Source organism: Sphingomonas montana, assembly GCF_001956315.1.
GTDB classification, from domain to species: domain Bacteria; phylum Pseudomonadota; class Alphaproteobacteria; order Sphingomonadales; family Sphingomonadaceae; genus Sphingomonas_R; species Sphingomonas_R montana.
In genome coordinates, this window is sequence record NZ_MOLY01000042.1 from 169897 (window position 1) to 196045 (window position 26149).

24 protein-coding genes are annotated in these 26149 nt (G+C 67.9%); 13 read left to right on the forward strand and 11 right to left on the reverse strand.

Features of this window, described 5'->3' with window-relative positions; genetic code table 11:
* Positions 1–11: 11 nt before the first annotated feature.
* The 4 genes from BKY59_RS13030 to BKY59_RS13045 form a co-directional block, all read right to left on the reverse strand.
* A complete protein-coding gene (locus BKY59_RS13030) occupies positions 12–1811 on the reverse strand; it encodes a glycoside hydrolase family 15 protein (RefSeq protein ID WP_076072170.1) in 1800 nt (599 codons plus the stop codon).
* On the reverse strand, positions 1808–2806 hold the full coding sequence (locus BKY59_RS13035; RefSeq protein ID WP_076072172.1) for an alpha/beta fold hydrolase: 999 nt from the start codon (positions 2804–2806) through the stop codon (positions 1808–1810). The genes BKY59_RS13030 and BKY59_RS13035 overlap by 4 nt, the downstream gene beginning before the upstream one ends.
* Before the next feature lie 105 nt (positions 2807–2911).
* Entirely contained in the window at positions 2912–5320 is a 2409-nt protein-coding gene (locus BKY59_RS13040) for a ligase-associated DNA damage response DEXH box helicase (protein WP_076072175.1), read from the reverse strand.
* Positions 5321–5644: 324 nt separating this feature from the next.
* Complete coding sequence (locus tag BKY59_RS13045) at positions 5645–5866, reverse strand: hypothetical protein (protein WP_076072177.1); 222 nt, start codon at positions 5864–5866, stop codon at positions 5645–5647.
* A gap of 106 nt (positions 5867–5972) precedes the next feature.
* Here BKY59_RS13045 and BKY59_RS13050 point away from each other — a divergent pair, with 106 nt between their 5' ends.
* On the forward strand, positions 5973–6971 hold the full coding sequence (locus BKY59_RS13050; RefSeq protein WP_076072179.1) for a ligase-associated DNA damage response exonuclease: 999 nt from the start codon (positions 5973–5975) through the stop codon (positions 6969–6971).
* Between the two features lie 406 nt (positions 6972–7377).
* Here BKY59_RS13050 and glnA read toward each other — a convergent pair whose 3' ends face one another.
* Together glnA and BKY59_RS13060 are read right to left on the reverse strand one after the other, a co-directional pair.
* Complete coding sequence (gene glnA, locus BKY59_RS13055; protein ID WP_076072181.1) at positions 7378–8790, reverse strand: type I glutamate--ammonia ligase; 1413 nt, start codon at positions 8788–8790, stop codon at positions 7378–7380.
* A 66-nt stretch (positions 8791–8856) separates the two neighbouring features.
* Positions 8857–9195 (reverse strand): P-II family nitrogen regulator, encoded by a 339-nt coding sequence (locus tag BKY59_RS13060; protein WP_076072183.1) that lies wholly within the window; start codon positions 9193–9195, stop codon positions 8857–8859.
* Positions 9196–9376: 181 nt separating this feature from the next.
* Between BKY59_RS13060 and BKY59_RS13065 the strand changes: the two genes are divergently transcribed.
* The 10 genes from BKY59_RS13065 to BKY59_RS13110 all read left to right on the forward strand — a co-directional run bounded on the left by BKY59_RS13065 (position 9377) and on the right by BKY59_RS13110 (position 19253).
* Entirely contained in the window at positions 9377–10081 is a 705-nt protein-coding gene (locus tag BKY59_RS13065; protein ID WP_076072185.1) for an endonuclease V, read from the forward strand.
* Positions 10082–10141: 60 nt separating this feature from the next.
* Positions 10142–12079 (forward strand): 1-deoxy-D-xylulose-5-phosphate synthase, encoded by a 1938-nt coding sequence (dxs, locus tag BKY59_RS13070; RefSeq protein WP_076072188.1) that lies wholly within the window; start codon positions 10142–10144, stop codon positions 12077–12079.
* 338 nt (positions 12080–12417) lie between these two features.
* Positions 12418–13350: a hypothetical protein gene (locus BKY59_RS13075; protein WP_129586388.1), complete on the forward strand. Its 933-nt coding sequence runs from the start codon at positions 12418–12420 to the stop codon at positions 13348–13350.
* Positions 13347–13892 (forward strand): TIGR02594 family protein, encoded by a 546-nt coding sequence (locus tag BKY59_RS13080; RefSeq protein ID WP_076072193.1) that lies wholly within the window; start codon positions 13347–13349, stop codon positions 13890–13892. Before BKY59_RS13075 ends, BKY59_RS13080 begins: the two co-directional genes overlap by 4 nt.
* A gap of 68 nt (positions 13893–13960) precedes the next feature.
* Positions 13961–14707, forward strand: coding sequence for a TlyA family RNA methyltransferase (locus tag BKY59_RS13085; protein ID WP_076072196.1), 747 nt, complete (start codon positions 13961–13963; stop codon positions 14705–14707).
* Between the two features lie 88 nt (positions 14708–14795).
* Positions 14796–15350, forward strand: a complete 555-nt coding sequence (locus BKY59_RS13090; protein WP_076072199.1) for a TspO/MBR family protein — start codon at positions 14796–14798, stop codon at positions 15348–15350.
* 22 nt (positions 15351–15372) lie between these two features.
* Positions 15373–15741, forward strand: coding sequence for an accessory factor UbiK family protein (locus BKY59_RS13095; RefSeq protein ID WP_083672133.1), 369 nt, complete (start codon positions 15373–15375; stop codon positions 15739–15741).
* A 99-nt stretch (positions 15742–15840) separates the two neighbouring features.
* Positions 15841–16350 (forward strand): type III secretion system chaperone family protein, encoded by a 510-nt coding sequence (locus tag BKY59_RS13100; protein WP_076072201.1) that lies wholly within the window; start codon positions 15841–15843, stop codon positions 16348–16350.
* Positions 16347–17156, forward strand: coding sequence for a pyrroline-5-carboxylate reductase family protein (locus tag BKY59_RS13105; protein ID WP_076072204.1), 810 nt, complete (start codon positions 16347–16349; stop codon positions 17154–17156). The genes BKY59_RS13100 and BKY59_RS13105 overlap by 4 nt, the downstream gene beginning before the upstream one ends.
* 333 nt (positions 17157–17489) lie before the next feature.
* A complete protein-coding gene (locus BKY59_RS13110; RefSeq protein ID WP_076072207.1) occupies positions 17490–19253 on the forward strand; it encodes a M14 family metallopeptidase in 1764 nt (587 codons plus the stop codon).
* Positions 19254–19356: 103 nt separating this feature from the next.
* Here the strand turns inward: BKY59_RS13110 and BKY59_RS13115 are convergent, their stop codons facing one another.
* From BKY59_RS13115 to pyrE, 5 genes are read right to left on the reverse strand one after another with little or no spacing between them, the layout of a single operon-like run.
* A complete protein-coding gene (locus tag BKY59_RS13115; protein ID WP_076072210.1) occupies positions 19357–20409 on the reverse strand; it encodes an AI-2E family transporter in 1053 nt (350 codons plus the stop codon).
* Entirely contained in the window at positions 20406–21263 is an 858-nt protein-coding gene (gene lepB / locus BKY59_RS13120) for a signal peptidase I (RefSeq protein WP_076072454.1), read from the reverse strand. The genes BKY59_RS13115 and lepB overlap by 4 nt, the downstream gene beginning before the upstream one ends.
* 17 nt (positions 21264–21280) lie before the next feature.
* Positions 21281–21700, reverse strand: coding sequence for a holo-ACP synthase (gene acpS, locus BKY59_RS13125; RefSeq protein ID WP_076072212.1), 420 nt, complete (start codon positions 21698–21700; stop codon positions 21281–21283).
* A gap of 24 nt (positions 21701–21724) precedes the next feature.
* A complete protein-coding gene (locus BKY59_RS13130; protein WP_129586400.1) occupies positions 21725–22453 on the reverse strand; it encodes a pyridoxine 5'-phosphate synthase in 729 nt (242 codons plus the stop codon).
* A 2-nt stretch (positions 22454–22455) separates the two neighbouring features.
* Positions 22456–23037, reverse strand: coding sequence for an orotate phosphoribosyltransferase (pyrE, locus tag BKY59_RS13135; protein WP_076072218.1), 582 nt, complete (start codon positions 23035–23037; stop codon positions 22456–22458).
* A gap of 190 nt (positions 23038–23227) precedes the next feature.
* Between pyrE and coxB the strand changes: the two genes are divergently transcribed.
* The gene (gene coxB, locus BKY59_RS13140; RefSeq protein WP_083672134.1) at positions 23228–24484 is read left to right on the forward strand and encodes a cytochrome c oxidase subunit II; all 1257 of its coding nucleotides are present in this window, start codon (positions 23228–23230) and stop codon (positions 24482–24484) included.
* The gene (gene ctaD, locus BKY59_RS13145) at positions 24481–26127 is read left to right on the forward strand and encodes a cytochrome c oxidase subunit I (RefSeq protein ID WP_076072220.1); all 1647 of its coding nucleotides are present in this window, start codon (positions 24481–24483) and stop codon (positions 26125–26127) included. Before coxB ends, ctaD begins: the two co-directional genes overlap by 4 nt.
* Positions 26128–26149 lie beyond the last annotated feature (22 nt).

Consider the following 26149-nt stretch of genomic DNA (forward strand, 5'->3'; position numbering starts at 1 on the left):
GGGGGGCTCCTTTAGCGGGCGGGGTCCGTGCCGTAGAGACGCATGACTTCGTGGATCAGCGCCATGTGGCTGAGGCCTTGCGGGAAATTTCCCAGATGGGTGCCGGTGTCGGGGTCGGTCTCCTCGCCATAGAGGCCGAGGTCGCTGGCGGCGGCGAGGATTGGCGCGAGCGTGCGCGCGGCGGCGGCGGTGTCGCCCGCGGCGGCATGCGCGCCGACCATCCAGAAGCTGGTCGCGACGAACGCCCCCTCACGCCCTGCCAGTCCGTCGTAGAACCGGTAGCGATCATGCAGGTCGCCGCGGCCGAGTGCCGCCTGATGCGCGGCGATGGTGCGGGCGAAGCGTTCGGACGTCGGATCCAGGACGTCCATCAACCCGAGCCGGAGCGTCGACATGTCGAGATCCGTGCCGCCATATTCCATGACATAACTGCCGACCGCTTCGTTCCAGCCGCGGTCGCACAGGTCGACCAGCATCGCGTCGGCGCGCGCTTGCCAGTCCGGATCGGGCGCAAAGCCGAGACTGTCCGCGATCCGCCGCGCGCGATCGACCGCAGCCCAGCACATCGCCTTGCTGTGGAGCAGGTGACGTGGGGGGCCGCGCAATTCCCAGATGCCCTGGTCGGGTACGTCGAACCGGTCGATCGCCGCGCGGGCGCAGCGCCGGACGAAATCCTCCAGATTGTCGACCAGTTCGCGGCAGAGGCCGGCGGTGCCGTGTCGGGTGATGTAGAGATTCAGCGCGGCCAGATATTCGCCGTAGATCTCGTGCTGCGCCTGGTCGTTCGCGCCATTTCCGGAGCGGACCGGGGCGGAGCCGGACCAGCCGGTGAGTGCGGGGTGTTCGACCTCGTCGGGGACGTCGCCGTCGAGCGCGTACATGACGCGGAGCGGACCATCGCCGCCATCCCCGTCGCGGTGGTGGAGGAAGCGCAGGAACTCGGCCGCCTCGCGCCGGAAACCGAGGACGAGGAAGGCGGAGACGCAGAAGACCGCATCGCGCGTCCATACGAAGCGATAGTCCCAGTTGCGCGCGTGGCCGATCGCTTCGGGCAGGCTGGTCGTCACCGCGGCGATCAGCCCGCCGCTGGGCGCGTGGGTGAGTAGCTTCATGGCGATCGCACTTCGCAGGACGAGTGCGCTGTGGTCGCGGTCGTAGCGGCAGGCGGCGGACCAGCCGGTCCAGTAGGCGGCGGTGGCGTCCAGCGCGTCGGTGCCGGTCGCCGGGGCCACGGGTGCGTCGTGCGCCAGGATGAGGACGAGCGTTTCGCCGTCCTGCAACGTCGCGGTGACGCGGGCGTCCGGGCCGTCCATCATGATCGGATGCGAGGCGGTGGCGACGATCGGGCGGCCGGGCCAGCGGACTGCTTCGCCATTCCGCTCGGCCGGCACCCGGGTTTCGCCCCAGTCGAAGCGCGGAGCGATGCGGATCGCGACGTCCGCCGGGCCGCCGGTACAGGTGACGATGCGGACGAGCGTGCCGGGCGCGTCGGCATCCGGGCCGGTGTTGCCCGGGTCGGCGATCGCGACGAGCGGCATACAGTCGGTGACGGTGATCGTGGCGGCACCGGCGGCGAGATGCGTGTCGAGGATCGCGGTGCCGGTGCGGTAGGCGCGGCCGGCGGGTTGCCAGTCGCCCTCCAGCACGCATGCGCCGCCGGCCGCCCCGAGCAGGCCCGCGAAGACCGGCGGACTGTCGAACCGCGGCCAGCAGAGCCAGTCGATCGCGGCGGTGCGGGTGACGAGTGCTGCGCTGCGCAGGTCGCCGATGACGCCGTGGTCTTCGATCGGGGTCTGGCTGAGGTCGGTCACCGTGTGAGTGCCACGAGCAAGGCGGCCTGGAACGTCGCCGGGTCCTCGACCTGCGGGCTGTGGCCGAGCGCGTCGAACTTCACCAGGCGGGCACCGGGGATGCGGCGGGTGGCCATCTCGGCCAGCGCGGGAATGGCTGGGATCGACGCGCGGATCGCGGCGGGGGCGCGGGCGCGGCCGAAGGCGGTCGTGTCGCGCATGCCGATCATCAGCGTGGTGGGGACGCGGAGCCGGTCCAGTTCGTAGGCGATCGGCTGCGTCTGGATCATGTCGCTGGTGCGCGCCTGTGCGTTGGCGACGATGGCGCGGCCGGGGCCGGCGGACATGCCGGCGGACATCGCGACCCACTTGTCATATTCGGGACGCCAGGTGCCGTGATAATAGTTGGCCAGTTGGTAACCCTTGATGCTGGCCGCACTGCTCTTGTTTTCCTCGGCGATAAGCTGGGTCAGCATGGCGGGGGGCACGCCCTGCGCGACACGGTCGGCGAGGCCGAGCGGGTTGACGAGGACAAGCCGGTCGACGCGGTCCGGGTGGAGCAGCGCGAACCGGACGGCGAGCATGCCGCCCATCGAGTGGCCGACGACATCGACCTTTTTCAGGCCGCGGTCGGCGAGGAGCGCGTCGGTGAGGCCGGCGAGGGTTGCGAAGCTGTACTGGAAGCCCGCCGGCTTGGACGATTTGCAGAAGCCGATCTGGTCCGGCGCGATGACGCGGTAGCCCTTTGCCGCAAGCGTATCCGCAGTGGTGCCCCAGGTGGCGGCGCAGAAGTTCTTGCCGTGGAGGAGGAGCACGGTGCGGCCGTTGGCAGGCGCGGTAGGGGCGATGTCCATATAGGCCATCGCCACGGGCTCGCCCTGCGGCGTGGCCGTGAAGCGCTTGACCGGGTGGGGGTAGGCGAACCGTTCCAGGTTGGGGCCAAGGTCTGGGGTGGCGGGCGCGGCGGCGGGGGCCGCGGCGGCGAGCGCGGCGGTGGCGAGCAGGGTGGAGAGCATGCGGGGGTAACGGGCGAGGGGAGATGTTTCTCCCTGAGGGTTTGGTGCCAAGAATGGTGGGACTTTAGCCCTCCACCCACCGGGGGGAGGGGGAAGGTAGAACCCTTAATCCAACCGCATTGCCTCCGCGGCCAGCGCTTCGGCTTCGATCAGGAGGTCGTCTTCGCCGTCCGATTGCAGCACGCGTTCGCGGCCGATCAGGACCAGCACGGGGACGGCGAGTGGGGAGACGCGGTCGAGATCGACGTGGAGCATGGTGCCGGCGGCGCGGTCGAGGAGGAGGGCGAGGCGGCCGACGTCGGTCATGCGGGCGCGGGCGTCTTCCCAGGCGGCCTCGAGCAGGAGATGCGACGGTTCGTAGCGGCGCAGCACGTCGTAGATGAGGTCTGTCGAGAAGGTGACCTGCTTGCCGGTCTTGCGCTTGCCGGGATGCTGGCGTTCGACGAGGCCGCCGATCACCGCGACTTCGCGGAATGCGCGTTTCAGGAGCGCGGACTGCTGCACCCAGTCGACGAACTCGTCCTCCAGAATGTCGGCGGAGAACAGGCTGGCCGGGTCGGTGACCGGCATCGAACTGAACGTCGCGAGCGCATAGTCGTTCGACACGAAACCGATCGGTTTCAGGCCCTGCGCCTCCATCCGTTTCGTGATGAGCATGCCGAGCGACTGATGCGCGTTCCAGCCTTCGAAGCTGTAGGCGACCATGTAGTAGCGCCCGTCGCGCGGGAAGGTTTCGACCAGCAGCTGCGACGGATCGGGAAGCTGCGAGCGGGCCTGCTGGATCTGGAGCCAGTCGCGGACGTCGTCGGGGAAGCGGTGCCATTCGGCCGGTTCGTGCAGGAAATGGCGGACGCGCGCGGCCAGGTTGGTCGACAGCGGCATCCGCGACCCGCCATATTTCGGGATGCGCGCGGGCTTCGACGTGGCGCGGACGAGCAGGTCCTCGGTGTCGATCTTGTCCACCTCCAGCGACATGCCGGCGAAGAAGAAGGTATCGCCTTTGGTCAGAGAGGAGGCGAACCCTTCCTCGACCTTGCCGAGACTGCGGCCGTTCTTGAAGCGGACGTTGAGCATCGTCGCCTCGACGATGATGCCGGCGTTCAGGCGGTGCTGCGCGATGAAGCGCGGGTGGGTGATGTGCCACAGGCCGTCGGGGTGGAGCGTCAGCCGCTTGAAGCGGTCATACGCCTTCAGCGCATAGCCACCCGATTCGATGAAGCCGAGCACGCGGTCGAACGTGTCGCGTGTCAGCGCCGCATAGGGCGCGCTGGTGCGCAGTTCGGCGAACAGATTGTCGGCTGCGAAGGGCGCGGCGCAGGCGCAGGCGGTGATATGCTGGGCCAGCACGTCGAGCGCGCCGCGGCGGAAGATGTCGGGGTCGAGCTCGCCGGCCTCCACCGCGTCGAGGGCGGCGCGCGCCTCGAGATACTCGAAGCGGTTGCCGGGGACGACGATGGCCTTGGAGGGCTCGTCGAGCCGGTGGTTGGCGCGGCCGATCCGCTGCGTCAGGCGCGACGAGCCCTTGGGGGCGCCCATCTGGATGACGAGATCCACATCGCCCCAGTCGACGCCGAGATCGAGGCTGGCGGTGGCGACGAGACCGCGGAGCTTGCCGTCGGCCATCGCCTGTTCGACCTTGCGGCGCGCCTCACGACTGAGCGAGCCGTGGTGGACGCCGATCGGCAGCTGGTTCTCGTTCTCGTGCCAAAGGTCCTGGAAGATGAGTTCGGCGAGGCTGCGCGTGTTGCAGAACACGATGGTGGTGCGGTGCGCCTCGATCGCAGCCATGACCTGCTTCGCGGCATAGCGGCCGGAGTGGCCGGACCAGGGGATGCGATCGTGCGGTAGCAGGATGTCGATCGTGGCGGGCGCGCCGGGGGCGCCCTGGACAAGTGCCACGGAGTCGATGTCGCCGTCGGGCGTCAGCCAGCCGCGATAGCCGTCCGGATCGTCGACGGTGGCGGAGAGTGCCACGCGGCGGAGCGTGGGGCTGAGTTTCTGCAGGCGCGCCATGCAGAGCGAGAGCAGGTCGCCGCGCTTGCCGGTGGCGAAGGCATGGACCTCGTCGATCACGATGGTGCGGAGCGTGCCGAACATGGTGGGCGCATCGGGGTAGCTGAGCAGCAGGCTGAGCGATTCAGGGGTGGTCAGCAGCATCTGCGGCGGGCGGGTGCGCTGGCGCAGCTTGCGGTCGGACGGGGTGTCGCCGGTGCGCGTTTCGACGCGGATCGGCAGGCCCATCTCGGCGATCGGATCGAGCAGGTTGCGCTGCACGTCGACCGCGAGCGCCTTCAGCGGTGAGACGTAAAGCGTGTGGAGCGCGTTGATCGGCTCCTCGATCAGCTCGACTAGGCTGGGCAGGAAGCCGGCGAGCGTCTTGCCCGCGCCGGTCGGGGCGACGAGCAGTGCGGATCGCCCTTCGCGGGCGGCGGCGAGCATTTCGAGCTGGTGCCGGCGGGGCGACCAGCCCTTGTCCGCGAACCAGGTGGCGAGGGGGGCGGGGAGGGTGGTCACCCGGGCCAGATAGGGTGGGGTGGGGGGAAATGCTTCATGCCGTCCTATTCGCACTCGCCGGGTGCAATTGCGCTGCCCGCTCCACCGTCATCCTGACGGAAGTCAGGATCCATTATCACGACGGTCATGGCAGTCCCCGGCGGAGTGATAATGGATCCCAGCGTCCGCCGGGATGACGGGGGAACGGTTTGCGGCTGACGGGCTGGACTGCGCCTGCCGTGGACGTTCACCCCTCGCCCCGGTCGCGGCGGCGGACGATGGACCAGAGCATGAGCATGCCGATGCAGAACGGGATGATGATCGATGCAGCGATGGCGAGATTGCTCATGGGCGCGTGCCTCCCGCGGGCGGGTCGAGCGGGGTCGTGTCGACGGCGCGGTCGCGGTGCGCGATGCGGTCTTCCTCGACGTACAGGTCATGCGTTGCGCGTTCGGTCTCGGCTTTTTTTGCACGGCTTTGCTGGCGGTTACGGAGCAGCGACCAGAGCATGACCGCGCCGAGCAGGACGGGGCCGAGGATTGTGATCGCGATCCAGAGTTTGCCCATGCGGTGCGTTCCTTCTGACGGGGAGTTTCTCAGCCGACCAACGCGGGGTCGTGCAAATCGTGCCGCGTGGCATGGCGGGCAGGTACGGAGGCCCCATATCGGACGAATGGCACGTCTGGCATCCTGGGTCGAACCGCATCCGACCGGCATCTACATCCCCGCTGCGGACGCGTGGATCGACCCGTCCGAGCCTGTGCCGCGGGCCTGGGTGACGCATGGCCATGCGGATCACGCGCGCGGCGGACATGGCGCGGTGCTGGCGACGCCGGAGACGCTGGCGATCATGGACGTGCGCTATGGCCCGCAGAACGGCCAGCCGATCGGTTACGGCGAGAGCGTGACGGTGAACGGCGTTTCGGTGCGTTATGTGCCGGCCGGGCATGTGCTGGGGTCGGCGCAGATCGTGATGGAGTATCAGGGCGAGCGGGTGGTGGTGTCGGGCGACTACAAGCGCCGGCCGGACCCGACCTGCGCACGGTTCGAGCCGGTGCCGTGCGACGTGTTCGTGACCGAGGCGACGTTCGGGTTGCCGGTGTTCCGCCACCCCGATACGGGCGCGGAGATCGACAAGCTGCTTCACGCGCTGCACGCCAATCCGGAACGGTGCGTGCTGGTCGGCGCCTATGCGCTGGGCAAGGCGCAGCGCGTGATCCGCGAGGCGCGCGACCGCGGGCATCACGCGCCGATCTTCATCCATGGGGCCATGCAGAAGCTATGCGACCTGTATGTGGCGCACGGGATCGACCTGGGCGAACTGGTGCCGGCGGCGGGGTTGAAGGCGGCGGACATGAAGGGCGCGATCGTGGTCGCGCCGCCGGGGGCGATGAACGACCGCTGGTCGCGGCGGCTGCCCGATCCGATCACCGCGATGGCGTCCGGCTGGATGCGGGTGCGCGGGCGTGCGCGGCAGAAGAATGTTGAGCTGCCGCTTATTCTGTCGGACCATGCGGATTGGGACGAACTGACGAGCACGCTGACCGAGATCGCGCCGAGCGAGGTGTGGGTGACGCATGGACGCGAGGATGCGCTGGTTCACTGGTGCATGACGCGGCAGATCAAGGCGAAGGCGCTGGATCTGGTGGGGTACGAGGATGAGGATGATTGAGGCCGGGGGGGTGGCGCTTGATTTGGCCTTCGGTCTGACGTCGGCGTTGCCCCCACCCCAACCCAGTTTCATTGTCCAGCAGGTAAAACATGCCCCCGGCATGTTTTAGGGAGTGCCAGTGGCACTCCCGGCCTGCTGGGCAATGAAACTCCTGAAGGAGAGGGGCTAAGGCTTCTCGCTGCCGATGTTCCCGCGTCGTCATCCCGGCGGAGGCCGGGATCTTCCTTGGGCTGGGGGTGGGCGCTTTACCGGAGGGAGATCCCGGCTTTCACCGGGATGGCGGTTTGGGGTGGGGCTTGTTCGATGCTTCTGCTCCCTCCACCCATCGGGGGGAGGGCTCCAGAAAGAGAAACGCCCCCGGCCTTGCGGTCGGGGGCGTACGTCTTCCGGGACGTGATCGGTAAGTTCAGGCCGAGTAGTACATGTCGAATTCGACCGGGCTGGGGGTCATTTCCCAGCGGGTGACCTCGTGGAACTTCAGTTCGATGTAGCTGTCGATCTGCTCGTCGGTGAAGACGCCGCCCTTGGTGAGGAAGGCGCGGTTCTTGTCGAGCGTTTCGAGGGCTTCGCGGAGCGAGGCGCAGACGGTCGGGACCTGGGCGAGTTCTGCCGGCGGCAGGTCATACAGGTTCTTGTCCATCGCCTCACCTGGGTGGATCTTGTTCTCGATCCCGTCGAGGCCGGCCATCAGCAGCGCGGCGTAGCAGAGATAGGGGTTGGCGGTCGCATCCGGGAAGCGGACCTCGACGCGCTTGGACTTGGCGCCGGTGCCGTAGGGGATGCGGCATGAGGCCGAGCGGTTGCGCGCGGAATAGGCGAGCAGCACGGGCGCCTCGTAGCCCGGGACCAGCCGCTTGTAGCTGTTGGTCGACGGGTTGGTGAAGGCGTTGAGCGCCTTGGCGTGCTTGATGATGCCACCGATGAAGTAGAGCGCCAGATCGGAAAGGCCGGCATAGCCATTGCCGGCGAACAGCGGCGTGCCCTTGTCCCAGATCGACAGATGGGTGTGCATGCCCGATCCGTTGTCTTCCTTGATCGGCTTCGGCATGAACGTCGCGGTCTTGCCGTAAGCCTGCGCGACCTGGTGGACGACATACTTGTAGACCTGCATGCGGTCGGCCGTCTGGGTCAGCGTGCCATAGGTGAGGCCGAGTTCATGCTGCGCGGCGGCGACCTCGTGATGGTGCTTGTCCATCGGCAGGCCCATTTCGAGCATGGTCGAGACCATTTCGCCGCGGATGTCGACGGCGCTGTCGACCGGCGCGACCGGGAAATAGCCGCCCTTGGCGCGCGGACGGTGCGCCATGTTGCCGCCCTCATATTCGCGGCCCGTGTTGGTCGGCAGTTCGATGTCGTCGATCTTATAGTAGGACGTCGCGTAGCTCGTTTCGAAGCGCACGTCGTCGAACAGGAAGAATTCGGCCTCGGGGCCGATATAGACCGTGTCGCCGATGCCGAGCGAGGCGGTGTAGGCCTCGGCCCGCTTGGCGCAGGAGCGCGGATCGCGTTCGTAGAGCGCGCCCGAGACCGGGTCGACGATGTCGCAGATCAGGATGAGCATCGGGGTGGCCGAGAAAGGATCGATGTAGATCGCGTCCAGATCCGGCTTCAGGATCATGTCGGATTCGTTGATCGCCTTCCAGCCCTCGATCGAGGAACCGTCGAACATGAAGCCGTCGTTCAGTTCGTCGTCGGTGACGACGTTCTGGCACATGGTCAGATGCTGCCACTTGCCCTTGGGATCGGTAAAGCGGAGGTCGACCCACTCGATCTCCTGATCCTTGATCATCTTCAGAACGTCGGATGCCGTATTGGCCATGTGCTGCTTTCCTCGCTCGTATAGCTTCCGCACGGACCGTAGCGGTGCCGTGCGTATCTCGTAAATTCAGATCGCGTCCGACCCGCGTTCGCCGGTGCGGATGCGGAGCGCGGTTTCGACGGGCATGACGAAGATCTTGCCGTCGCCGATCCGGCCGGTCTGGGCGGCCTGCGCGATCGCTTCCACCACGCGGTCGGCCATGGCGTCGTCCACCACGACCTCCAGCTTCACCTTCGGCAGGAAATCGACGACATATTCCGCGCCGCGATACAGCTCTGTATGCCCCTTCTGCCGGCCGAATCCCTTGGCCTCCGTCACGGTGATGCCGGACACGCCGACCTCGTGCAGCGCCTCCTTCACCTCGTCGAGCTTGAAGGGTTTGATGATCGCTTCGATCTTTTTCATGGGCGTCCCTCCCTAGAACGCGAACCCGCGTCCCTTCACATATCGTGCCAGCCGCAAGACCCTTGCGTTTCGCGGGCCCAGCCTAGCCGAACAGGCCGAGGAGTGCCACAAAAGCAGGCAGGTCAGGACCAGTTGCCGATAATTTGGGCAACCCGCGACGGGCCACGCGTTACCTGCCATCATGAACGAACATCCGCCCGAGTGGCTCCATCCGCCCGACCTGAAGCGTGCGACCGCCATCCAGCGCGCGATCGCCGATGCGGTGGAGCTGGCGGACCGCATCGGGCCGGTCGTGCGGGTGGCCGGCGCGGACACATCGATGAAGTGGCGCGACAGCCGGGGGCCGATCCATGCCGCCATCGCGTGCGACGACGGGACGGTTGGCCAAGCGACGCGAATCCCGCCCTTTCCCTATGTGCCGGGGTATCTGGGGTTTCGCGAATGTCCGGCGCTGGTCGCGGCGTGGGAGACGCTGGTGGTCAAGCCGGACCTGGTGCTGATGGACGGGCAGGGGCGGTCCCACCCGCGGCGGTGCGGTGTGGCGTGCCAATTGGGGGTGCTGCTGGACGTGCCGGTGATCGGGGTGGCCAAGTCGTTGCTGTGCGGCGTCGTGGACGGGGTGCTGGGCGCGGATGCCGGATCGACCGCGCCGCTGGTGGACCGGGGCGAGGTGGTGGCGATGGCGGTGCGGCTGCGCGCGCAGGCGGCACCGGTCTATGTCAGCATCGGGCACCGCGTGACGCTGGACACCGCGGTCGACTGGGTCCGGCGCCTGTCGGACGGTCGCCGCGTGCCGCCCCCGGTGCGGGGGGCGCACGAGGCCGCCAATGCGGTGCGGATCGCGCATGGCTTGGCCATGGAGGCCGAAAACGTGGACATTTTGTGACGGTTTCCCCCGCCCGCATGATGCGTTAGGGTGGGACGCAGAAGAGGAAATCCGCGTTCCATGCCTGCCATCCCGTCCGACCGCCCGACGACACCGCTGCTGGACCTGGCCGCGACGCCCGAAGACCTGCGCCGGCTGAAACCCGAACAGCTGCGCCAGGTGGCGGACGAACTGCGGCAGGAGATGATTTCCGCAGTGGGAACCACGGGCGGCCATCTGGGATCCGGGCTGGGCGTGGTCGAGCTGACCGTCGCGCTGCATTATGTGTTCGACACGCCGACCGATGCGCTGATCTGGGACGTGGGCCACCAGGCCTATCCGCACAAGATCCTGACCGGCCGGCGCGACCGCATCCGGACGTTGCGCATGGGGGGCGGGCTGTCCGGCTTCACCAAGCGTAGCGAGAGCGAATATGACCCGTTCGGCGCGGCGCATTCGTCGACGTCGATCTCCGCCGCGCTGGGCTTTGCGATCGCCAACAAGCTGGCGGATCGACCGGGGCGCGGAATCGCGGTGATCGGCGACGGCGCGATGTCGGCGGGCATGGCCTATGAGGCGATGAACAATGCGGCGCAGGCGGGCAACCGGCTGGTCGTCATCCTGAACGACAACGACATGTCGATCGCGCCTCCGGTGGGGGCGCTCAGCGCGTATCTGGCCAAGACGATCTCGTCCGGCAGTTTCATGTCGATGCGCGACGTGCTGCGAAAGCTCGCCCGCCGGATGCCGCGGCCGTTGCACAGCGCGGCGAAGAAGGCCGAGGAGTTCGCCCGCGGCATGGCGACCGGCGGCACGTTGTTCGAGGAACTGGGCTTCTATTATGTCGGCCCGGTGGACGGGCATAACCTCGACCAGCTGCTGCCCGTACTCGAAAATGTCCGCGATGCGGAGACGGGGCCGATCCTGGTGCATGTCGTGACGAAGAAGGGCAAGGGCTATGCCCCGGCCGAGGCGGCGTCGGACAAATATCACGGCGTGCAGACGTTCGACGTGGTGTCCGGCGTGCAGGCCAAGGCACCGCCCGGTCCGCCGGCGTACCAGAATGTGTTCGGCGCGGCGCTGGCCAAGGCCGCGGCGACGGACAAGCGGATCTGCGCGATCACCGCAGCGATGCCTTCGGGCACCGGGCTGGACGGGTTCGCGGCGGCGCATCCCGACCGGTTCTTCGACGTCGGGATTGCGGAGCAGCATGCGGTGACGTTCGCGGCGGGCCTCGCGGCGCAGGGGATGCGGCCGTTCTGCGCGATCTACTCGACCTTCCTCCAGCGCGCCTACGACCAGGTGGTGCACGACGTCGCGATCCAGAACCTGCCGGTGCGGTTCGCGATCGACCGGGCCGGGCTGGTGGGTGCCGACGGGGCGACGCATGCCGGCAGTTTCGACGTGACGTACCTCGCGACGCTGCCCAATTTCGTGGTGATGGCGGCGGCGGACGAGGCCGAGCTGACCCACATGGTGCATACCATGACGCTGCACGACGACGGGCCGATCGCGGTCCGCTATCCGCGTGGCAATGGCACCGGCGTCACGATCCCCGTTGTGCCGGAACGGCTGGCGATCGGGCAGGGGCGCGTGGTGCGCGACGGCAAGAAGGTCGCGATCCTGTCGCTGGGTACCCGGCTGGGCGAGGCCTGCAAGGCGGCGGACCAGCTGGACGCGATGGGGCTGTCGACGACGGTGGCGGACATGCGGTTCGCCAAGCCGCTGGACGAGGCGCTGATCCGGCGGCTGCTGTCCACGCACGACGTGGCGGTGACCGTGGAGGAAGGTGCGGTCGGCGGGCTGGGCGCGCATGTCCTGACGCTGGCATCGGACGAGGGGCTGATCGACGGCGGGCTGAAGCTGCGCACGCTGCGCCTGCCCGACCTGTTCCAGGATCATGACAAGCCGGACCGGCAATATGCCGAGGCGGGGCTGGATGCGGATGCGATCGTCGCGACGGTGACGGCGGCGTTGCAGCGCAATTCCGGCGGGATTGCAGAGGGCGCGCGGGCTTAAGGACCGGGGTTGGGGTGAGCTTCCGGGACTTGTAGTGCCGATGAATCGGCAGCCTTCTTGGCTGCGCTCGAAGGGTCCCCCCACTTCGCTCGGAATAGACGGGGTTGGAAGCGTCGTGCAGCTGTACGGCGCTGCCTGCTTCGCCGCTATGCCGGCGGAGGCCGATCCATTTTCATTACGGTTTCGGTCACGCTTTCCGGCGGAGTGATAATGAATCCTGACTTTCGTCAGGATGATGATGAACCGGGTCGCCCTCTGCTGACCACGAAACCGCTGTCCTACTAGGATTTCATGCCGTCAGGCTCGCCATGCGGACGCTCTTTTGGGGGGAGTTCGGTATGGATCGGGGTTGGGTGCGGATGGCGGCGATGGTTGGCGCAGGGCTTGCGTTTGCGATCGCGGTGCTCGCGGTGGCGGGATGGGTGCGCGCGGAGCGGCGCCGGCGGGTCGCGTGGCTGGGCACGCGGATCGCGGCGGCGGGGGCATATGTACAGGCGCGGGGCCGCTACGCCGGGGGCGATGGCGGGTTGGGCCGCGTCGCGCCGGCGTTGCCCTATCTGCTGCTCTGCACGGCGGGGTTCGGGCTGTTGCTGGTGCCCGCCGGCGCGGTGGCGGGGGCGGCGTTTCTCGGCGGGTATCTGGTGACCGCGCGGATGCTGGTGCGGGCGGTGCAGAATGACGAGCTGACCGCTTTGCTGTGGCTGCGGTGCGCCGCGCATCTGGTACAGGGGGCGGTCGTGGCGCTGGTGGCAGCGCGGGTGCTGGGAATCTCCGGGATTGAGGGTGCCGCCACCGGGCTGGCATTCGTGGCCGGCTATGCGCCGGACCTGGGGCTGGCGGGCATCGGGCGGCGGTTGCGCGTGCGGTTCGCAAAGCCGGTGGACGCCGCCGCGCTGGCCGGTACGATCGTGCAGCCGCTGGAGATGATCGACGGGATCGACGGGGACATCGCCCGCCGGCTGGAACAGGGCGGGTGGTACGACGTGCAGAACCTGGCGACTGCAAACCCGGTGCTGGTGCATCTGGCGACGCCCTACGGCCTGCATCAGGTGATCGACTGGGTGGGACAGGCGCAGCTGTGCCTGCGCGTCGGCAGTGCGGCGGCGCGGGCGTTGCGGCAGGTGCATGTCCGGACGCTGTTCGACCTGGAACGGATGGGGGCGGGCGTGCTGGCCGCGCCGCTCGGGCTTCAGGAGGAGGTGGTGGCGATGCTGGTGGACGATCCACATGTCGTGCGGTTGCGGACGTTGCGCGCGGTGCTGGCGGCATGAGCGGGTGGAAGGCGAGCACGCTGCCGCCGGCCTATCGCTGGCTGGGGTCAGTCGGCACGCTGCCGCGGATGCTGGCGGAAGGGCTGGAACTGTACGGCGTGCGGGAGACGGCCGGAGCGGCGGACAACCCCGTGATCCTGCAATGGGCGCGGGAGGCGGGGGTGGCGGGATACCGCGCCGATGCGACGGCGTGGTGCGGGCTGTTCCTCGCGGTGGCGGCGAAGCGGGCGGGCTGGACCGTGCCGGACGGGCCGCTGTGGGCGCTGAACTGGGGCAAGTTCGGGGTGGCGACGGCGCGGCCGATGCTGGGCGACGTGATGACGTTCGTGCGGCCGGGCGGCGGGCATGTCGGCCTGTATGTCGGCGAGGATGCGGCGGCATGGCATGTGCTGGGCGGCAACCAGGACGACCGGGTCGGCTTCGCGCGGATCGCCCGGGGCCGGATGCGCGCCGTGCGGCGGCCGCCCTATCGGCGCGCACCCGCCACGGTGGCGGCGCACCGGCTGGCGGCGACGGGGAAATTGTCGGTGGACGAGGCCTGAGGTTCGCGGGCGACACGGCGTGTGCCACCGGGGCTGTTCCGCCCGTTCGGTATGGGCCATGAAGGATCATGGCCAAGACGTTGCGTGCGGACCGGATACTGGTGGAACGGGGGCTGGCCGAGAGTCAGGCGCGGGCGCAGGCGCTGATCCTGGCAGGGCTGGTGTCGTCCGACACGCGACGGATCGACAAGGCGGGGCAGCTGCTGCCCGTGGACGCGCCGATCGCGGTGAAGGGGCGCGACCATCCCTGGGTCTCGCGCGGGGGCGTGAAGCTGGCCCATGGACTTGCGCATTTCGGGTGGGACGTGGCCGGCGCGATGGCGATCGACGTCGGATCGTCGACCGGTGGTTTTACCGACGTGCTGCTGACCGGCGGGGCGGCGCGCGTCTATGCGGTCGATTCGGGGACCAACCAGCTGGCATGGAAGCTGCGGCAGGATGCGCGGGTGGTGGTGATGGAAAAGACCAATGCCCGCCACCTGACCGCCGCGCAGGTGGCGAACCCGATCGACATCGTGGTGTGCGACGCCAGTTTCATCGCCCTGGCCGCGGTGCTGGACAGCGCGATCGATCTGGTGCGGCCCGGCGGGCGGTTGCTGGCGCTGGTGAAGCCGCAGTTCGAGGCGGCGCGCGACGAGGTGGAGAAGGGCGGCGTGGTGCGCGACCCGGCCGTCCATGCGCGGGTGTGCGCGGCGGCGGCGGACTGGATCGCGGGGCGCGGATGGACCGTCACGGGCATCGCGACCAGCCCGATCACCGGACCGGAGGGCAATGTCGAATTTCTGCTGGGGGCGGTGAAGACGGCGACGGCATGACGATATGCGCGGTGCCCGCCACCATTTTCCTCATATCTTCGTTGTACGGGTCAAACGGTAAGAACCGATCGGGAGCATGAGGACGGGCATGGGTGAGATCGCATCGCAGGGACAGATCCGGATGGCCGGCCTCCGTTGGGGCATCGTGCTGGTCCCGCTGGTCCTGCTGCTGGGGCTGGCATCGGGGCGGCTGTCTAATTCCGGCTATGGCAATGGCTGGTTCGCGGCGCTGGCCAAGCCGGGATTCACGCCGCCGGGCTGGATGTTCGGCGTGGCGTGGAGCCTGTTATACCTGATGATGGGCGTTGCGCTGGTCATGATCGTGTCGGCGCGCGGTGCCCGCGGACGGGGACGGGCGATCGGCCTGTTCGCGGTGCAGCTGGCGCTGAACCTGGCATGGTCGCCGCTGTTCTTTGCCGCGCACCGGATCTGGCCAGCGTTCGTGCTGATCCTGTTGATCCTGGGGTTCGCGGCGGCGACGGCGTGGGCGTTCTGGAACATCCGGCGGGCGGCGGGCCTGCTGATGCTGCCCTATCTGGCGTGGCTGTGCCTGGCGGCGGCGCTGAATTTCGAGATCGGGCGGATGAACCCGGCGGCGGCGGAGGTTGCACAAATGTCACGGAACCCCCACGTCACAGCCTGACCAGACGGGGCGGAGACAGACCATGCAGACCGAGAACCGGTTCATCGACGATATCGTGAAGATGATGAATGGCGCCGCCGGCACGCTGGCCGGCGTCGGACGAGAGGCCGAATCCTCCGCGCGCAGCCGGGCACGCGAATGGATCGGCGGACTGGATTTCGTATCGCGCGACGAATTCGAAGCGGTGAAGGCGATGGCGGCGGCGGCGCGCGACGAGGCCGACGTGCTGCGCGCGCGGCTCGATGCGCTGGAGGCGAAGTCGGCCGCGTCGGCGCCCGTGACGCCGGCCGCACCGACGACCGATACCGTTGCGCCGCATGGCACGGTGCAGGGTCAGTCGCAGACGCAGTCCTTCGGCGGGACGGACGGCGGGCCGGTGGCGCAGTCCTGAGCCGGCTTATCCACAGAATATCGCCGACACCCGTTCGACGCCGGCTTGCCGCCGCGCATCCCTGCGTCCAAGCAGGGCATCATGGGTGGATTTAGGCGTATGACGCTGGACGACGAGGAAGCCGCCGCGGATCCGAGTGCGCCGATCGACATGCTCGAGGAGTATTTCGAGGCGCATGGCTGGTCGAGCGAGCGGCAGGGCGACGAGGAGATCGTCGCCCATTTCCAGGGCAGCTGGACGCTGTACGAACTACGCGCGGTGTGGCGCGAGGAGGATCAGGTCCTGCAGTTCCTGGCCTTGCCCGACGTGCGGGTCGCCGCGGACAAGCGGGCCGTGATGTACGAAACGATCGGGCTGATCAACGAACAGTTGTGGATCGGCCATTTCGAGCTTTGGGCGTCGTCCGGCATCCTGCTGTTCCGGCATGCCGCGTTGCTGGACGGGGAGGGGGACAGCGTGCTGACGCTGGACCAGGCCGAAACGCTGATCGAGGCGGCGATCGACGAGTGCGAGCGCTTCTACCCCGTATTCCAGTTCGTGTTGTGGGCGGACAAGACGCCCGCCGAGGCGATCGCCGCCGCGTTGATCGAGACACAGGGCGAGGCATGACGTTCGATTCCGTCTGGGCCGTGGGCGCGGGCAACATGGCCGGCGCGATGCTGCACCGCTGGCTGGCGACCGGCATGGACCCGGCGCGGCTGACCGTGATCCGCAAGTCCGGTGCCGCATTTGCGGATGGGGTGGCGACGTTCTCCGCCGTTCCGCCAGGCGCGGCTGCGGCCGACATGGTCATGCTGGGCGTCAAGCCGCAGATGCTGGATCTGGTGGCCGGACCGCTGGCCGCCGCGATGCGGCCGGGCACGGTGCTGGTCTCGATCCTGGCTGGGGTGGAGATTGCGGCATTGCGTGCGCGGTTCCCCACGGCGCGGATCGTGCGGGCGATGCCGAACCTGCCGGTGGCGATCGGGCGCGGGGTGGTGGCGTTGTACGCGGCGGAACCGGAACCGGATGCGGTGCTGCGCGCGGCAATGGACCGGTTGATGGCGCCGCTGGGGCTGGTCGAATGGCTGGACGACGAGGCGGCGATGGACGTGGCGGCGGCGGTGGCAGGTTCCGGGCCGGCATTCCTGTACCGGTTCGTCGATGCGTTGGCCGCGGCGGGCGTAGCGGCGGGGTTCGGCCAGGATCAGGCGGCGCGGCTGGCGCTGGCGACGGTCGCGGGCGCGGCGGAACAGGCGCGCGGCGGAGAAGCGTCGCCGGCGGCGATGGCGGAGCGGGTGGCGAGTCCGGGCGGAAGCACGCGCAAGGGGCTGGACGTGCTGGACGCGGATGGCGCGCTGGTGTCGCTGATGACGCGGATGATCGCGGCGGCGGTCGCGCGGAACCGCGAAATGGCGGCAGCGGCGCGGGGCTGAGACTCCGTTCGGTTCGCGCCGCCGAACGCAGCGGGTTCTGGGCAGGCTCGAACCGAACGGACCTTGGGGGCTCGTGTTCACCTCCGCACCACCCGGACCTTCGTCCCGGCGTTGGCACGACAAGAGACTGGCCGAAGTCGGTTTTGCCGGGGTCTGACTGTCACGGTCGTCATCCCGGACTTGATCCGGGATCCAGGGCCTCACACAGCGTCTGAAATTCCGGATACCAGATCAGGTCCGGGACGACGATTGATCGATGGTACGAAGATCGACCAAAACTGATCGATACCGACTCGTCACATCTTGCCCGAGCCGACGAAGGATTGCCTGTCTATGATCCCCTTCCTGACCATGCTGGCCGCCGCATTCCCGCAAGCGCCGTTGCCGCCGGTGCAGCCATGGGCGGGCGGCAGCATCGCGCTGGTGGCGCGGCCCGGCGATCCGTGGATCACGCCGTCCGAAACGACCGGGTTCGCGAAGACGCCGTCTTATGCCGAGACGCGGGCGTGGATCGACCGGCTGGTGGCGGCGTCGCCCCTGTTGCGGATCGAGCCGTTCGGCCGGTCGCCGGAAGGGCGGGTGCTGTACGCCGTCGTCGCGTCGAAGCCGGGCCTGATGGGGACGGGAACGAACAAGCCGGTGATGCTGGTGCAGGCCGGGATCCACGCGGGCGAGATCGACGGCAAGGATGCCGGCCTGATGCTGCTGCGCGACATCGCGTTGCGCGGCAAGGACGGGCTGCTCGACCGGGCGACATTGGTGTTCGTGCCGATCTTCAACGTGGACGGGCATGAGCGGGCGGGCGACTACAACCGGCCGAACCAGCGGGGACCAAACGGGCAGGGGTGGCGTACGACCGCGCAGAACCTGAACCTGAACCGCGATTATCTGAAGGCCGACACGCCCGAGATGCAGGCGATGATCGGGCTGATCCGGAGATGGGATCCGGCGCTATACCTGGATATTCATGTGACCGACGGCATCGATTACCAATATGACATCACCACCGACTTCAACGGGTATGGCGGGCGCTATGCCCAGTCGCCCGCGGTCGGGCGCTGGCTCGACCGGACGTACCGGCCGGCGGTGGAGGCGGCGCTGACCGCGGCGGGACACCGGCCCTATCAATATATTTCCGCGATCGACCCCAATCCGGACAAGGGGATCGAGGATACGGCCAGCACCGGGCGCTACTCCGACGGCTATGGCGACCTGCGCCATGTGCCGACAGTGCTGGTCGAGACGCATTCGCTGAAGCCGTATCGCCAGCGCGTGCTGGGCAGCTATGTGCTGATGGAGGCGTCGCTACGACTGATCGGGGCGCAGGCGGCGGGTGCGCGGACCGCGATCGCGGCCGACCGGCGGGCGCGGCCGGCCGAGCAGGTGCTGGAATGGAAACGCAGCGCCGCACCGATCGCGTCGCGGATGTTCGACGGGATCTCGCACGAAATGGCACCATCCGCGGCGGCAGGCGGCGACGTCATCCGCTGGACCGGGCGGCCGACGCGGATCCGGATGCCGATCTGGGGCGAGGAGGCGGCCGTCACGACGCGGCTGCCGCGTGCCTGGTGGGTCCCGGCGAGCAGGCCCGACGTGATCGCGCGGTTGCGGCTGCACGGCGTGACGATGGAGACGATCACGGCCGCGCGCAGCGTCGCGGTCGATCGGGTGCGGCTGGTCGATCCGGTGCTGGGTGCGGCGAACGAGGGACGGGTGCCGTTGAAGTCCGCCAGCTATGTCCATGCGGCGGGCCGGGAAAGCTGGCCGGCCGGATCGGTGCGGGTGCCCGCGGACCAGCCGCTGGGGCAGCTTGCCGCGGCCATGCTCGAACCGGAAAGTCCCGACGGGCTGCTGGCCTGGGGGCTCTTCCCGGAAATCCTGCAGCGGACCGAATATATGGAGCCTTATGTGGTCGCGCCGATGGCGGACGCGATGCTGGCGCGCGACCCGGCGCTGAAGGCGGCGTTCGACGCGAAGGTGAAGGCGGACCCGGCCTTCGCAGCCGACCGCCAGGCGCGGCTGGCGTGGTTCTACGAACGGTCGCCCTATCATGACGCGCGATACCTGCTGTATCCGGTCGCGCGCGAGGTTCGGTAAGGGGGCGGCGCCAAGCTCGTCACCCCGGCGCAGGTTGGGGTCTCGTTTTGACTGGCGGGGGGCGCTCGACCGGATGAAGGTCCCGGTTTTCGCGGGACGGCGGTTACGCGGCCTCTTCGGCGGCGGTCTTAGAGCGTTGTTCGAGCATGACCTTTATCATCGCGATGATCGGGTCGGCCAGCGCGAGGCCGAGGATGCCGAACAGCGCGCCAAACAGGAGTTGCGCGCCAAGGACGAGCGCGGGGGCGAGATCGACGGAGCGCTTCGCCACCATCGGCACGATGATGTAGCCGTCGATCACCTGCACCACGCAATAGACGCCGACCGCCCACAGGCCGGTATCGACCCCCTGGCTGAACCCGACCAGGATGATGAGCACGCCCGAGACGATCGCGCCGATATTGGGGAGGAAGGCGAGCAGGCCCGTGAGGATGCCCAGCAGCCCGGCCATCGGCACCCCGCCGACCCAGAGCAGCGCCCAGGTGCCGACCCCTTCGACCGCCATGCCGATCAATCGGCCGAACATCAGCATGCGCAGCGTATGGCCCATCTTCGCGGCGGTCCTGTAGAAGGTCTCGCGCCGGTCGAGCGGGAGCATCCAGGCAATGCCGCGTTCGTACAGCTTGGGTTCGATTGCGAAGAACAGTCCGAGGACCACGATCATCGCCAGCGACGAAAGCGCGCCGAAGGCAGTGCCGACCGCGGAGGTGAGCTTGCCGATCGAGCCCATCAGCTGTTGCCCGATCTGGTCCATCTGCGCACCATTGGATGCAAGGCCCAGGGACTGGCCCCAGGCAAGGACGCGGGCGCTCTGTTGCGTCACAGTGGCGCGAAGCATGTCGAACTGCCCCATGATCGATGCGCCGGCGAAGTAGACGACCCAGATCAGGAAGGCCAGGACCGCCAGGCAGACGATCAGCAGCCGCCACGCCCGCCCGATCGGCAGGATTCGGCCGAGCAGGCGCGTACCGCCGTCGAGCATCTGGCAGATCACGAACGCGCCGATGATGACGAGGATCGTCTGCGACAAGGTCCAGACGAGGAAGATCGCGGAGGCAAGGCCGAGCCAGACCGCAGCGCGGACCAGTTCGCGCCCGACCAGCGGGCCGTTATTGTCGGCCGGGCCGGGCGTTTCGGTCCGTTCCTCGCCGCTCATCTGGCAGGTGCGGCGGCGGCGCTGCGATCCGGATGCAAACTGGTGCCGGCACGGTCGCCGCGCATCGCGGTGAACCAGCTGATCGGGTTGAACAGCGTGGACGTGCCATCCAGCGAGAAGGTGATGAATTCGGCACGCCCGCCAAGATTCTCATAGGGCACCGGGCCGTTCAGCCCTTCCTGGTCGGCGGGGACGCGGCTGTCGGCGGACTGATCACGATTGTCGCCCATCAGGAAGACGTGGTTGGCCGGGATCGTGACCTCCGGATAATCGTCGACCGCGGGATAGTCACCCAGATCGATGGTGTTGAAGGTCGCGCCACCGGGCAGCGTTTCGCGGACCACCGGCAGGGCGCAGTAGAGCCGGCCGTCGGCGCCGGTGACGCGGTACTGGACGACTTGCGGCTGATCGCACGGCACGTTGGCGTCGACCGGGATCTTCGCCGTGCCGACCGAGCGGCGCCGGACCGCCACGCCATTCAGGATGACGGTGCCGCCGCGCACCGCAAGCCGATCGCCCGGCAGGCCGATGACGCGCTTGATATAATCCGAGGTCTTGCCCGGCGGGGTGACGATGACGATGTCGCCGCGTTCCGGGAGGCGGCCGAACAGCCGGCCCTGCATGAACGGCAGGATATGGAAACTGGGCGAGACATAGGACCAGCCATAGGGATATTTCGTCACCACCAGCCGGTCGCCCTTCACCAGCGAGGGCATCATCGATTCGCTGGGGATGTAGAAGGGCTTGGCCAGCAGGCTGTGGAAGGCGAGGACGGCCAGCACGAGCCAGAAGATGCCCTTGGCCTCGCCCCACCAGTCGGTCGTCTTCGCAGCCGGTTGGGTGGGGGTGGCCATCGCGGCCTTCGTATCGCTCACAGCTTGGGTCTTTCTGGTATCGATCGCGCGAACAGGATGACGAAGGCCTGCGCGAACGGGTGATCGTCGGTCATGGTCAGGTGGATGTCGATGGCGTGGCCCGGCGGGGTGATGGCGTCAAGCCTGGCCATGGCACCGCCCGTCAGCGCCAGGGTCGGCGCGCCGGACGGCAGGTTGACCACGCCGATATCGCTCATGAACACGCCCTGGCGGAACCCGGTTCCAACCGCCTTGGAAAACGCCTCCTTAGCAGCGAAGCGCTTGGCATATGTGCCGGCGCGGGTGAAGGGTCGCTTTTCCGCCTTAGCCCGTTCGGCGGCGGTGAAGACGCGGTCGATGAAGCGCTCACCGAATCGATCGAGCGATGCCTGGATGCGATCGATGTTGCACAGGTCCGACCCGATCCCGACGATCATCTTGGCTGCCTCATCGCACAGCGCTCACCGCGCGGAATCCATCAGCGCGCGCATCCGGCGGACGGTGGCGTCCAGTCCGGTGAACAGCGCCTCGCCCACCAGGAAATGACCGATGTTCAGTTCCGCGACCTGCGGGATCGCCGCGATGGGGATGACATTGTCAAAGGTGAGCCCGTGGCCGGCATGGACCTCCATCCCGTTGCGCGCGGCGAGTGCGGCGGCATCCGACAGGCGGCGCAGTTCGGCGGCACGGTCGGCGTCGTCGAGATCGGCATAATGACCGGTATGCAGTTCTACGACGGGCGCACCAAGCCGGATCGCGGCATCGATCTGCCGCGCGTCCGGCGCGATGAACAGCGATACGCGGATCCCGGCATCGCGTAGCGCAGCGACCAGTGGCTGCAGGCGGTCATGCTGGCCCGCGGCATCCAGCCCGCCTTCGGTCGTGCGTTCCTCGCGTCGTTCGGGCACGATGCAGGCGGCGTGCGGACGGTGGCGGAGCGCGATGCCCAGCATCTCGTCCGTGGCGGCCATTTCGAAATTCAGCGGGACGGTGAGGGCCGCGGTCAAGCCAGCGATATCGTCGTCGGTGATGTGCCGGCGATCCTCGCGCAGATGGGCGGTGATGCCGTCGGCGCCCGCCTGTTCCGCGAGCAGCCCCGCGCGGACGGGATCGGGATAGGCGACGCCGCGCGCGTTGCGGATCGTGGCGACATGATCAATGTTCACGCCGAGGCGCAGCTTGCGCGCCACGGTCATGCCGCCCGACTGCCGGGCTTCACCGCAGGGGTGGCGGCCAGTTCGGGCGGCAATGCGTCCGCAGCGTAGCTCGGCACGTCGAGCCGGATCAGCGGATAATAAGGCACGCCCAGGTCGACGGTGCCGTTCGAACGATCGACCAGCGAGGCCGCGGCGATCACCTCGCCACCCTCCGCCGCGATGGCGCGAATTGCCTCGCGCGAGCTGAGCCCGGTGGTGACGACATCCTCGACCATCAGCACCTTCTGGCCGGGTGTCAGGCGGAAACCGCGGCGCAGTTCGAATGTGCCGGTCGGCCGTTCGACGAACATCGCCTCCAGCCCCAGCGCGCGACCCATTTCGTGGCCGACGATGATGCCGCCCATCGCGGGGCTGACGACCGCGCCCAGCTGAATCTTTATCTTGTCGGGGATTGCCAGGGCGAGTGCCGTGGCGAGTCGCGCCGCGCGGGCGGGGTCCATCAGCACGCGGGCGCACTGCAGATACCGGTTGCTGTGCCGGCCGGAGGATAGGACGAAATGTCCCTCCAGCAGCGCGCCGGCACTACGGAATTCCGCCAGGACCTCGTCTTCGTTCACTTGAGCGGCCCCCGGCAATACGCGATCGTTACGGGCGCAGATAGGCCCGCATGTGGCCCCCCGCAACCGCACGCTGGCGCTTTTCAGGCGGACCGGCTTGAGGCGGACCGTGGCGATGGGTATAGGTGCAGGATTGGACAGGTGCGCTAAAGGGACGCAGAGGCGTTTCGCCGCCCGAAACGGGGGATGAATGAACGGCTTCAAGACGATGATCGCGACGATGGCGCTGGTGGTTAGCCCTGCACTGGCGCTTGCGCAGAGCGCGGCACCGCCGTCCGCCGTCGCTAACCCGGCCGCGGCGCAAACGGCCGCCCCCACCGGCGCGCCGGCCCCGGCAATCGTCACCGATGCCACGCAAGGCCCCGCCGTTGCGGCGGTCCCGGGCCCGGTGCCACCGAAGGGCGTGGGCACCGATCCGGTCGCCCCCGCGATCGGCCAGGCGAGCGCGAACGTGCCGTCGAGCAACGATCCCGCCGCCGCGGCTATCCCCCAGGCACTGCCGACTCCCGGCATCGGCCTGCCCGACGGGCGCGCGGGCCTGCAGGATCAGGTGACCGAGGTCGGCCAGGACGCGGCCTGGATGCATGACATCGTGCTGATGCCGGTCATCACGATCATCACGCTGTTCGTGCTCGCACTGCTGGTCTGGGTCGTGTTCCGTTATCGCCGCGCCGCCAATCCGACGCCGTCGCGCACGTCGCACAACACGTGGCTCGAAGTGTTCTGGACGCTGGCGCCGGTCGTGATCCTGCTCATCATCGCGGTGCCGTCGATCCGGCTGCTGGCCAAGCAATATAGCCCGCCGCCAGCCGACCTGACGGTCAAGGTGATCGGCAACCAGTGGTACTGGACCTATCAATATCCCGACAATGGCGATTTCGAACTGGTTTCGAATATGCTGAAGGAGCCGGGGCAGGTCACCGGCGGGCAGCGTGCCCGCACCGACGCAGACGGTCCGCGCCTGCTGGCGGTGGACGAGCGGATGGTCGTCCCGGCCGGCGCGGTCGTGAAGCTGATCGTCACGTCGGCCGACGTGATCCACAGCTTTGCCGTTCCCGCATTCTGGACCAAGATGGACGCCGTGCCCGGCCGGTTGAACGAGACCTGGTTCAAGGTTGATCGCCCGGGCGTCTATTACGGCCAATGTTCGGAACTGTGCGGCGCGCGCCACGCGTTCATGCCGATCGCCGTCGAGGTGGTGACCCGCCCGCAGTTCGCGGCGTGGATCGCGTCGAAGGGCGGCACGATGCCGGGTGCCCGGGGTGCCGCAAACCCGGACGCGACCAGCGCCACCAGCCCGGCGACCGCCGCCGTGCCGACGCCCACTGCGGATGCCGCAATCGCCGGCCGCGGTGCCGGCGGCAGCGACACGCCGATCGATGCGACCGTAACCGCCCAGCCCGTCGCGCAGGCCGCGACCGCAAATGAAGGCACGCAGGCCAAATGACCGACAGCACAGCCAACGCGCTGCATTTCCAGGCGCACGAAGCGCCGGGCCATGCCCATGACGCGGACCATAAGCCGGCGTTCTTCCAGCGCTGGTTCATGTCGACGAACCACAAAGACATCGGCACGCTCTACCTGATCTTTGCGATCCTGGCGGGCGTCATCGGCGGGGCGATCTCCGGCCTGATGCGGGCCGAGCTTGCCGCGCCGGGCATCCAGTATCTGGAAGCTTGGTCCGGGCAGGAGGGTGATGCCGCGCTCCAGTTCTGGAACGTGCTCATCACCGCCCACGGCCTGATCATGGTGTTCTTCATGGTGATGCCGGCGATGATCGGCGGGTTCGGGAACTGGTTCATCCCGATCATGATCGGCGCGCCGGACATGGCGTTCCCGCGGATGAACAACGTGTCGTTCTGGCTGATCGTGCCGGCGTTCATCCTGCTGCTCGGGTCCGCCTTCGTGGGCGGGGCCGGCACCGGCTGGACGGTCTATCCGCCGCTGTCGACGATCGGATCGTCGGGCGCGGCGGTCGATATGGCGATCCTTTCGCTCCACCTGGCGGGCGCATCGTCGATCCTGGGGGCGATCAATTTCATCACCACGATCTTCAACATGCGCGCGCCGGGCATGACGCTGCACAAGATGCCGCTGTTCGTGTGGTCGGTGCTGGTCACCGCGTTCCTGCTGCTGCTGGCGCTGCCGGTACTGGCGGCGGCGATCACGATGCTGCTGACCGATCGCAATTTCGGCACCGCGTTCTTCGATGCGAGCGGGGGCGGCAACCCGATCCTGTACCAGCATCTGTTCTGGTTCTTCGGCCACCCCGAAGTGTACATCATGATCCTGCCGGGCTTCGGCATCGTCAGCCAGATCATCGCGACGTTCAGCCGCAAGCCGGTGTTCGGTTATCTCGGCATGGCCTACGCCATGGTCGCGATCGGCGTGGTCGGTTTCATCGTGTGGGCGCACCACATGTTCACGACCGGGCTGGACGTGAACACCAAGATGTACTTCACCGCCGCCACGATGGTGATCGCGGTGCCGACCGGCATCAAGATCTTCTCCTGGATCGCGACGATGTGGGGCGGCTCGCTCAGCTTCAAGACGCCGATGCTGTGGGCGATCGGGTTCATCTTCATGTTCACGGTCGGCGGTGTGACCGGCGTGGTGCTGGCGAATGGCGGCATCGACAACTACATGCACGACACCTATTACGTGGTGGCGCATTTCCATTATGTGCTGTCGCTGGGTGCGGTGTTCGGGCTGTTCGCCGGCTTCTACTATTGGTTCCCGAAGATGTCGGGCAAGATGTACAACGAGTTCCTCGGCCAGCTGCACTTCTGGGTATTCTTCGTCGGCGTGAACCTGTTGTTCTTCCCGATGCATTTCCTGGGGTTGGACGGTATGCCGCGGCGTATTCCGGATTATCCGGATGCGTTCGCCTGGTACAATCATCTCGCAACCCTGGGTTACGGGGTCATGGCACTCGGCATGCTGTTCTTCTTCGTCAACCTGGTCGTGTCGCTGATCGGCGGCAAGCCGGCGGGTGACAACCCCTGGGGCGAGGGCGCAACGACGCTGGAATGGACCCTGTCCAGCCCGCCGCCGTACCACCAGTTCGAAACCCTGCCGAAGATCGACTGATCTCGGACACCCTGCGCGCCGT

Coding starts and splice junctions, on each gene's coding strand:
- BKY59_RS13075 (WP_129586388.1), top strand. CDS start 12,418: ATGGATCGGGGTTGGGTGCGGATGGCGGCGATGGTTGGCGCAGGGCTT.
- BKY59_RS13035 (WP_076072172.1), bottom strand. CDS start 2,806: ATGCTCTCCACCCTGCTCGCCACCGCCGCGCTCGCCGCCGCGGCCCCC.
- BKY59_RS13045 (WP_076072177.1), bottom strand. CDS start 5,866: ATGGGCAAACTCTGGATCGCGATCACAATCCTCGGCCCCGTCCTGCTC.
- BKY59_RS13090 (WP_076072199.1), top strand. CDS start 14,796: ATGGGTGAGATCGCATCGCAGGGACAGATCCGGATGGCCGGCCTCCGT.
- BKY59_RS13115 (WP_076072210.1), bottom strand. CDS start 20,409: ATGAGCGGCGAGGAACGGACCGAAACGCCCGGCCCGGCCGACAATAAC.
- ctaD (WP_076072220.1), top strand. CDS start 24,481: ATGACCGACAGCACAGCCAACGCGCTGCATTTCCAGGCGCACGAAGCG.
- BKY59_RS13060 (WP_076072183.1), bottom strand. CDS start 9,195: ATGAAAAAGATCGAAGCGATCATCAAACCCTTCAAGCTCGACGAGGTG.
- BKY59_RS13050 (WP_076072179.1), top strand. CDS start 5,973: ATGGCACGTCTGGCATCCTGGGTCGAACCGCATCCGACCGGCATCTAC.
- coxB (WP_083672134.1), top strand. CDS start 23,228: ATGAACGGCTTCAAGACGATGATCGCGACGATGGCGCTGGTGGTTAGC.
- BKY59_RS13080 (WP_076072193.1), top strand. CDS start 13,347: ATGAGCGGGTGGAAGGCGAGCACGCTGCCGCCGGCCTATCGCTGGCTG.
- glnA (WP_076072181.1), bottom strand. CDS start 8,790: ATGGCCAATACGGCATCCGACGTTCTGAAGATGATCAAGGATCAGGAG.
- BKY59_RS13110 (WP_076072207.1), top strand. CDS start 17,490: ATGATCCCCTTCCTGACCATGCTGGCCGCCGCATTCCCGCAAGCGCCG.
- BKY59_RS13100 (WP_076072201.1), top strand. CDS start 15,841: ATGACGCTGGACGACGAGGAAGCCGCCGCGGATCCGAGTGCGCCGATC.
- BKY59_RS13095 (WP_083672133.1), top strand. CDS start 15,373: ATGCAGACCGAGAACCGGTTCATCGACGATATCGTGAAGATGATGAAT.
- lepB (WP_076072454.1), bottom strand. CDS start 21,263: ATGGCCACCCCCACCCAACCGGCTGCGAAGACGACCGACTGGTGGGGC.
- acpS (WP_076072212.1), bottom strand. CDS start 21,700: ATGATCGTCGGGATCGGGTCGGACCTGTGCAACATCGATCGCATCCAG.
- BKY59_RS13105 (WP_076072204.1), top strand. CDS start 16,347: ATGACGTTCGATTCCGTCTGGGCCGTGGGCGCGGGCAACATGGCCGGC.
- BKY59_RS13085 (WP_076072196.1), top strand. CDS start 13,961: ATGGCCAAGACGTTGCGTGCGGACCGGATACTGGTGGAACGGGGGCTG.
- BKY59_RS13065 (WP_076072185.1), top strand. CDS start 9,377: ATGAACGAACATCCGCCCGAGTGGCTCCATCCGCCCGACCTGAAGCGT.
- dxs (WP_076072188.1), top strand. CDS start 10,142: ATGCCTGCCATCCCGTCCGACCGCCCGACGACACCGCTGCTGGACCTG.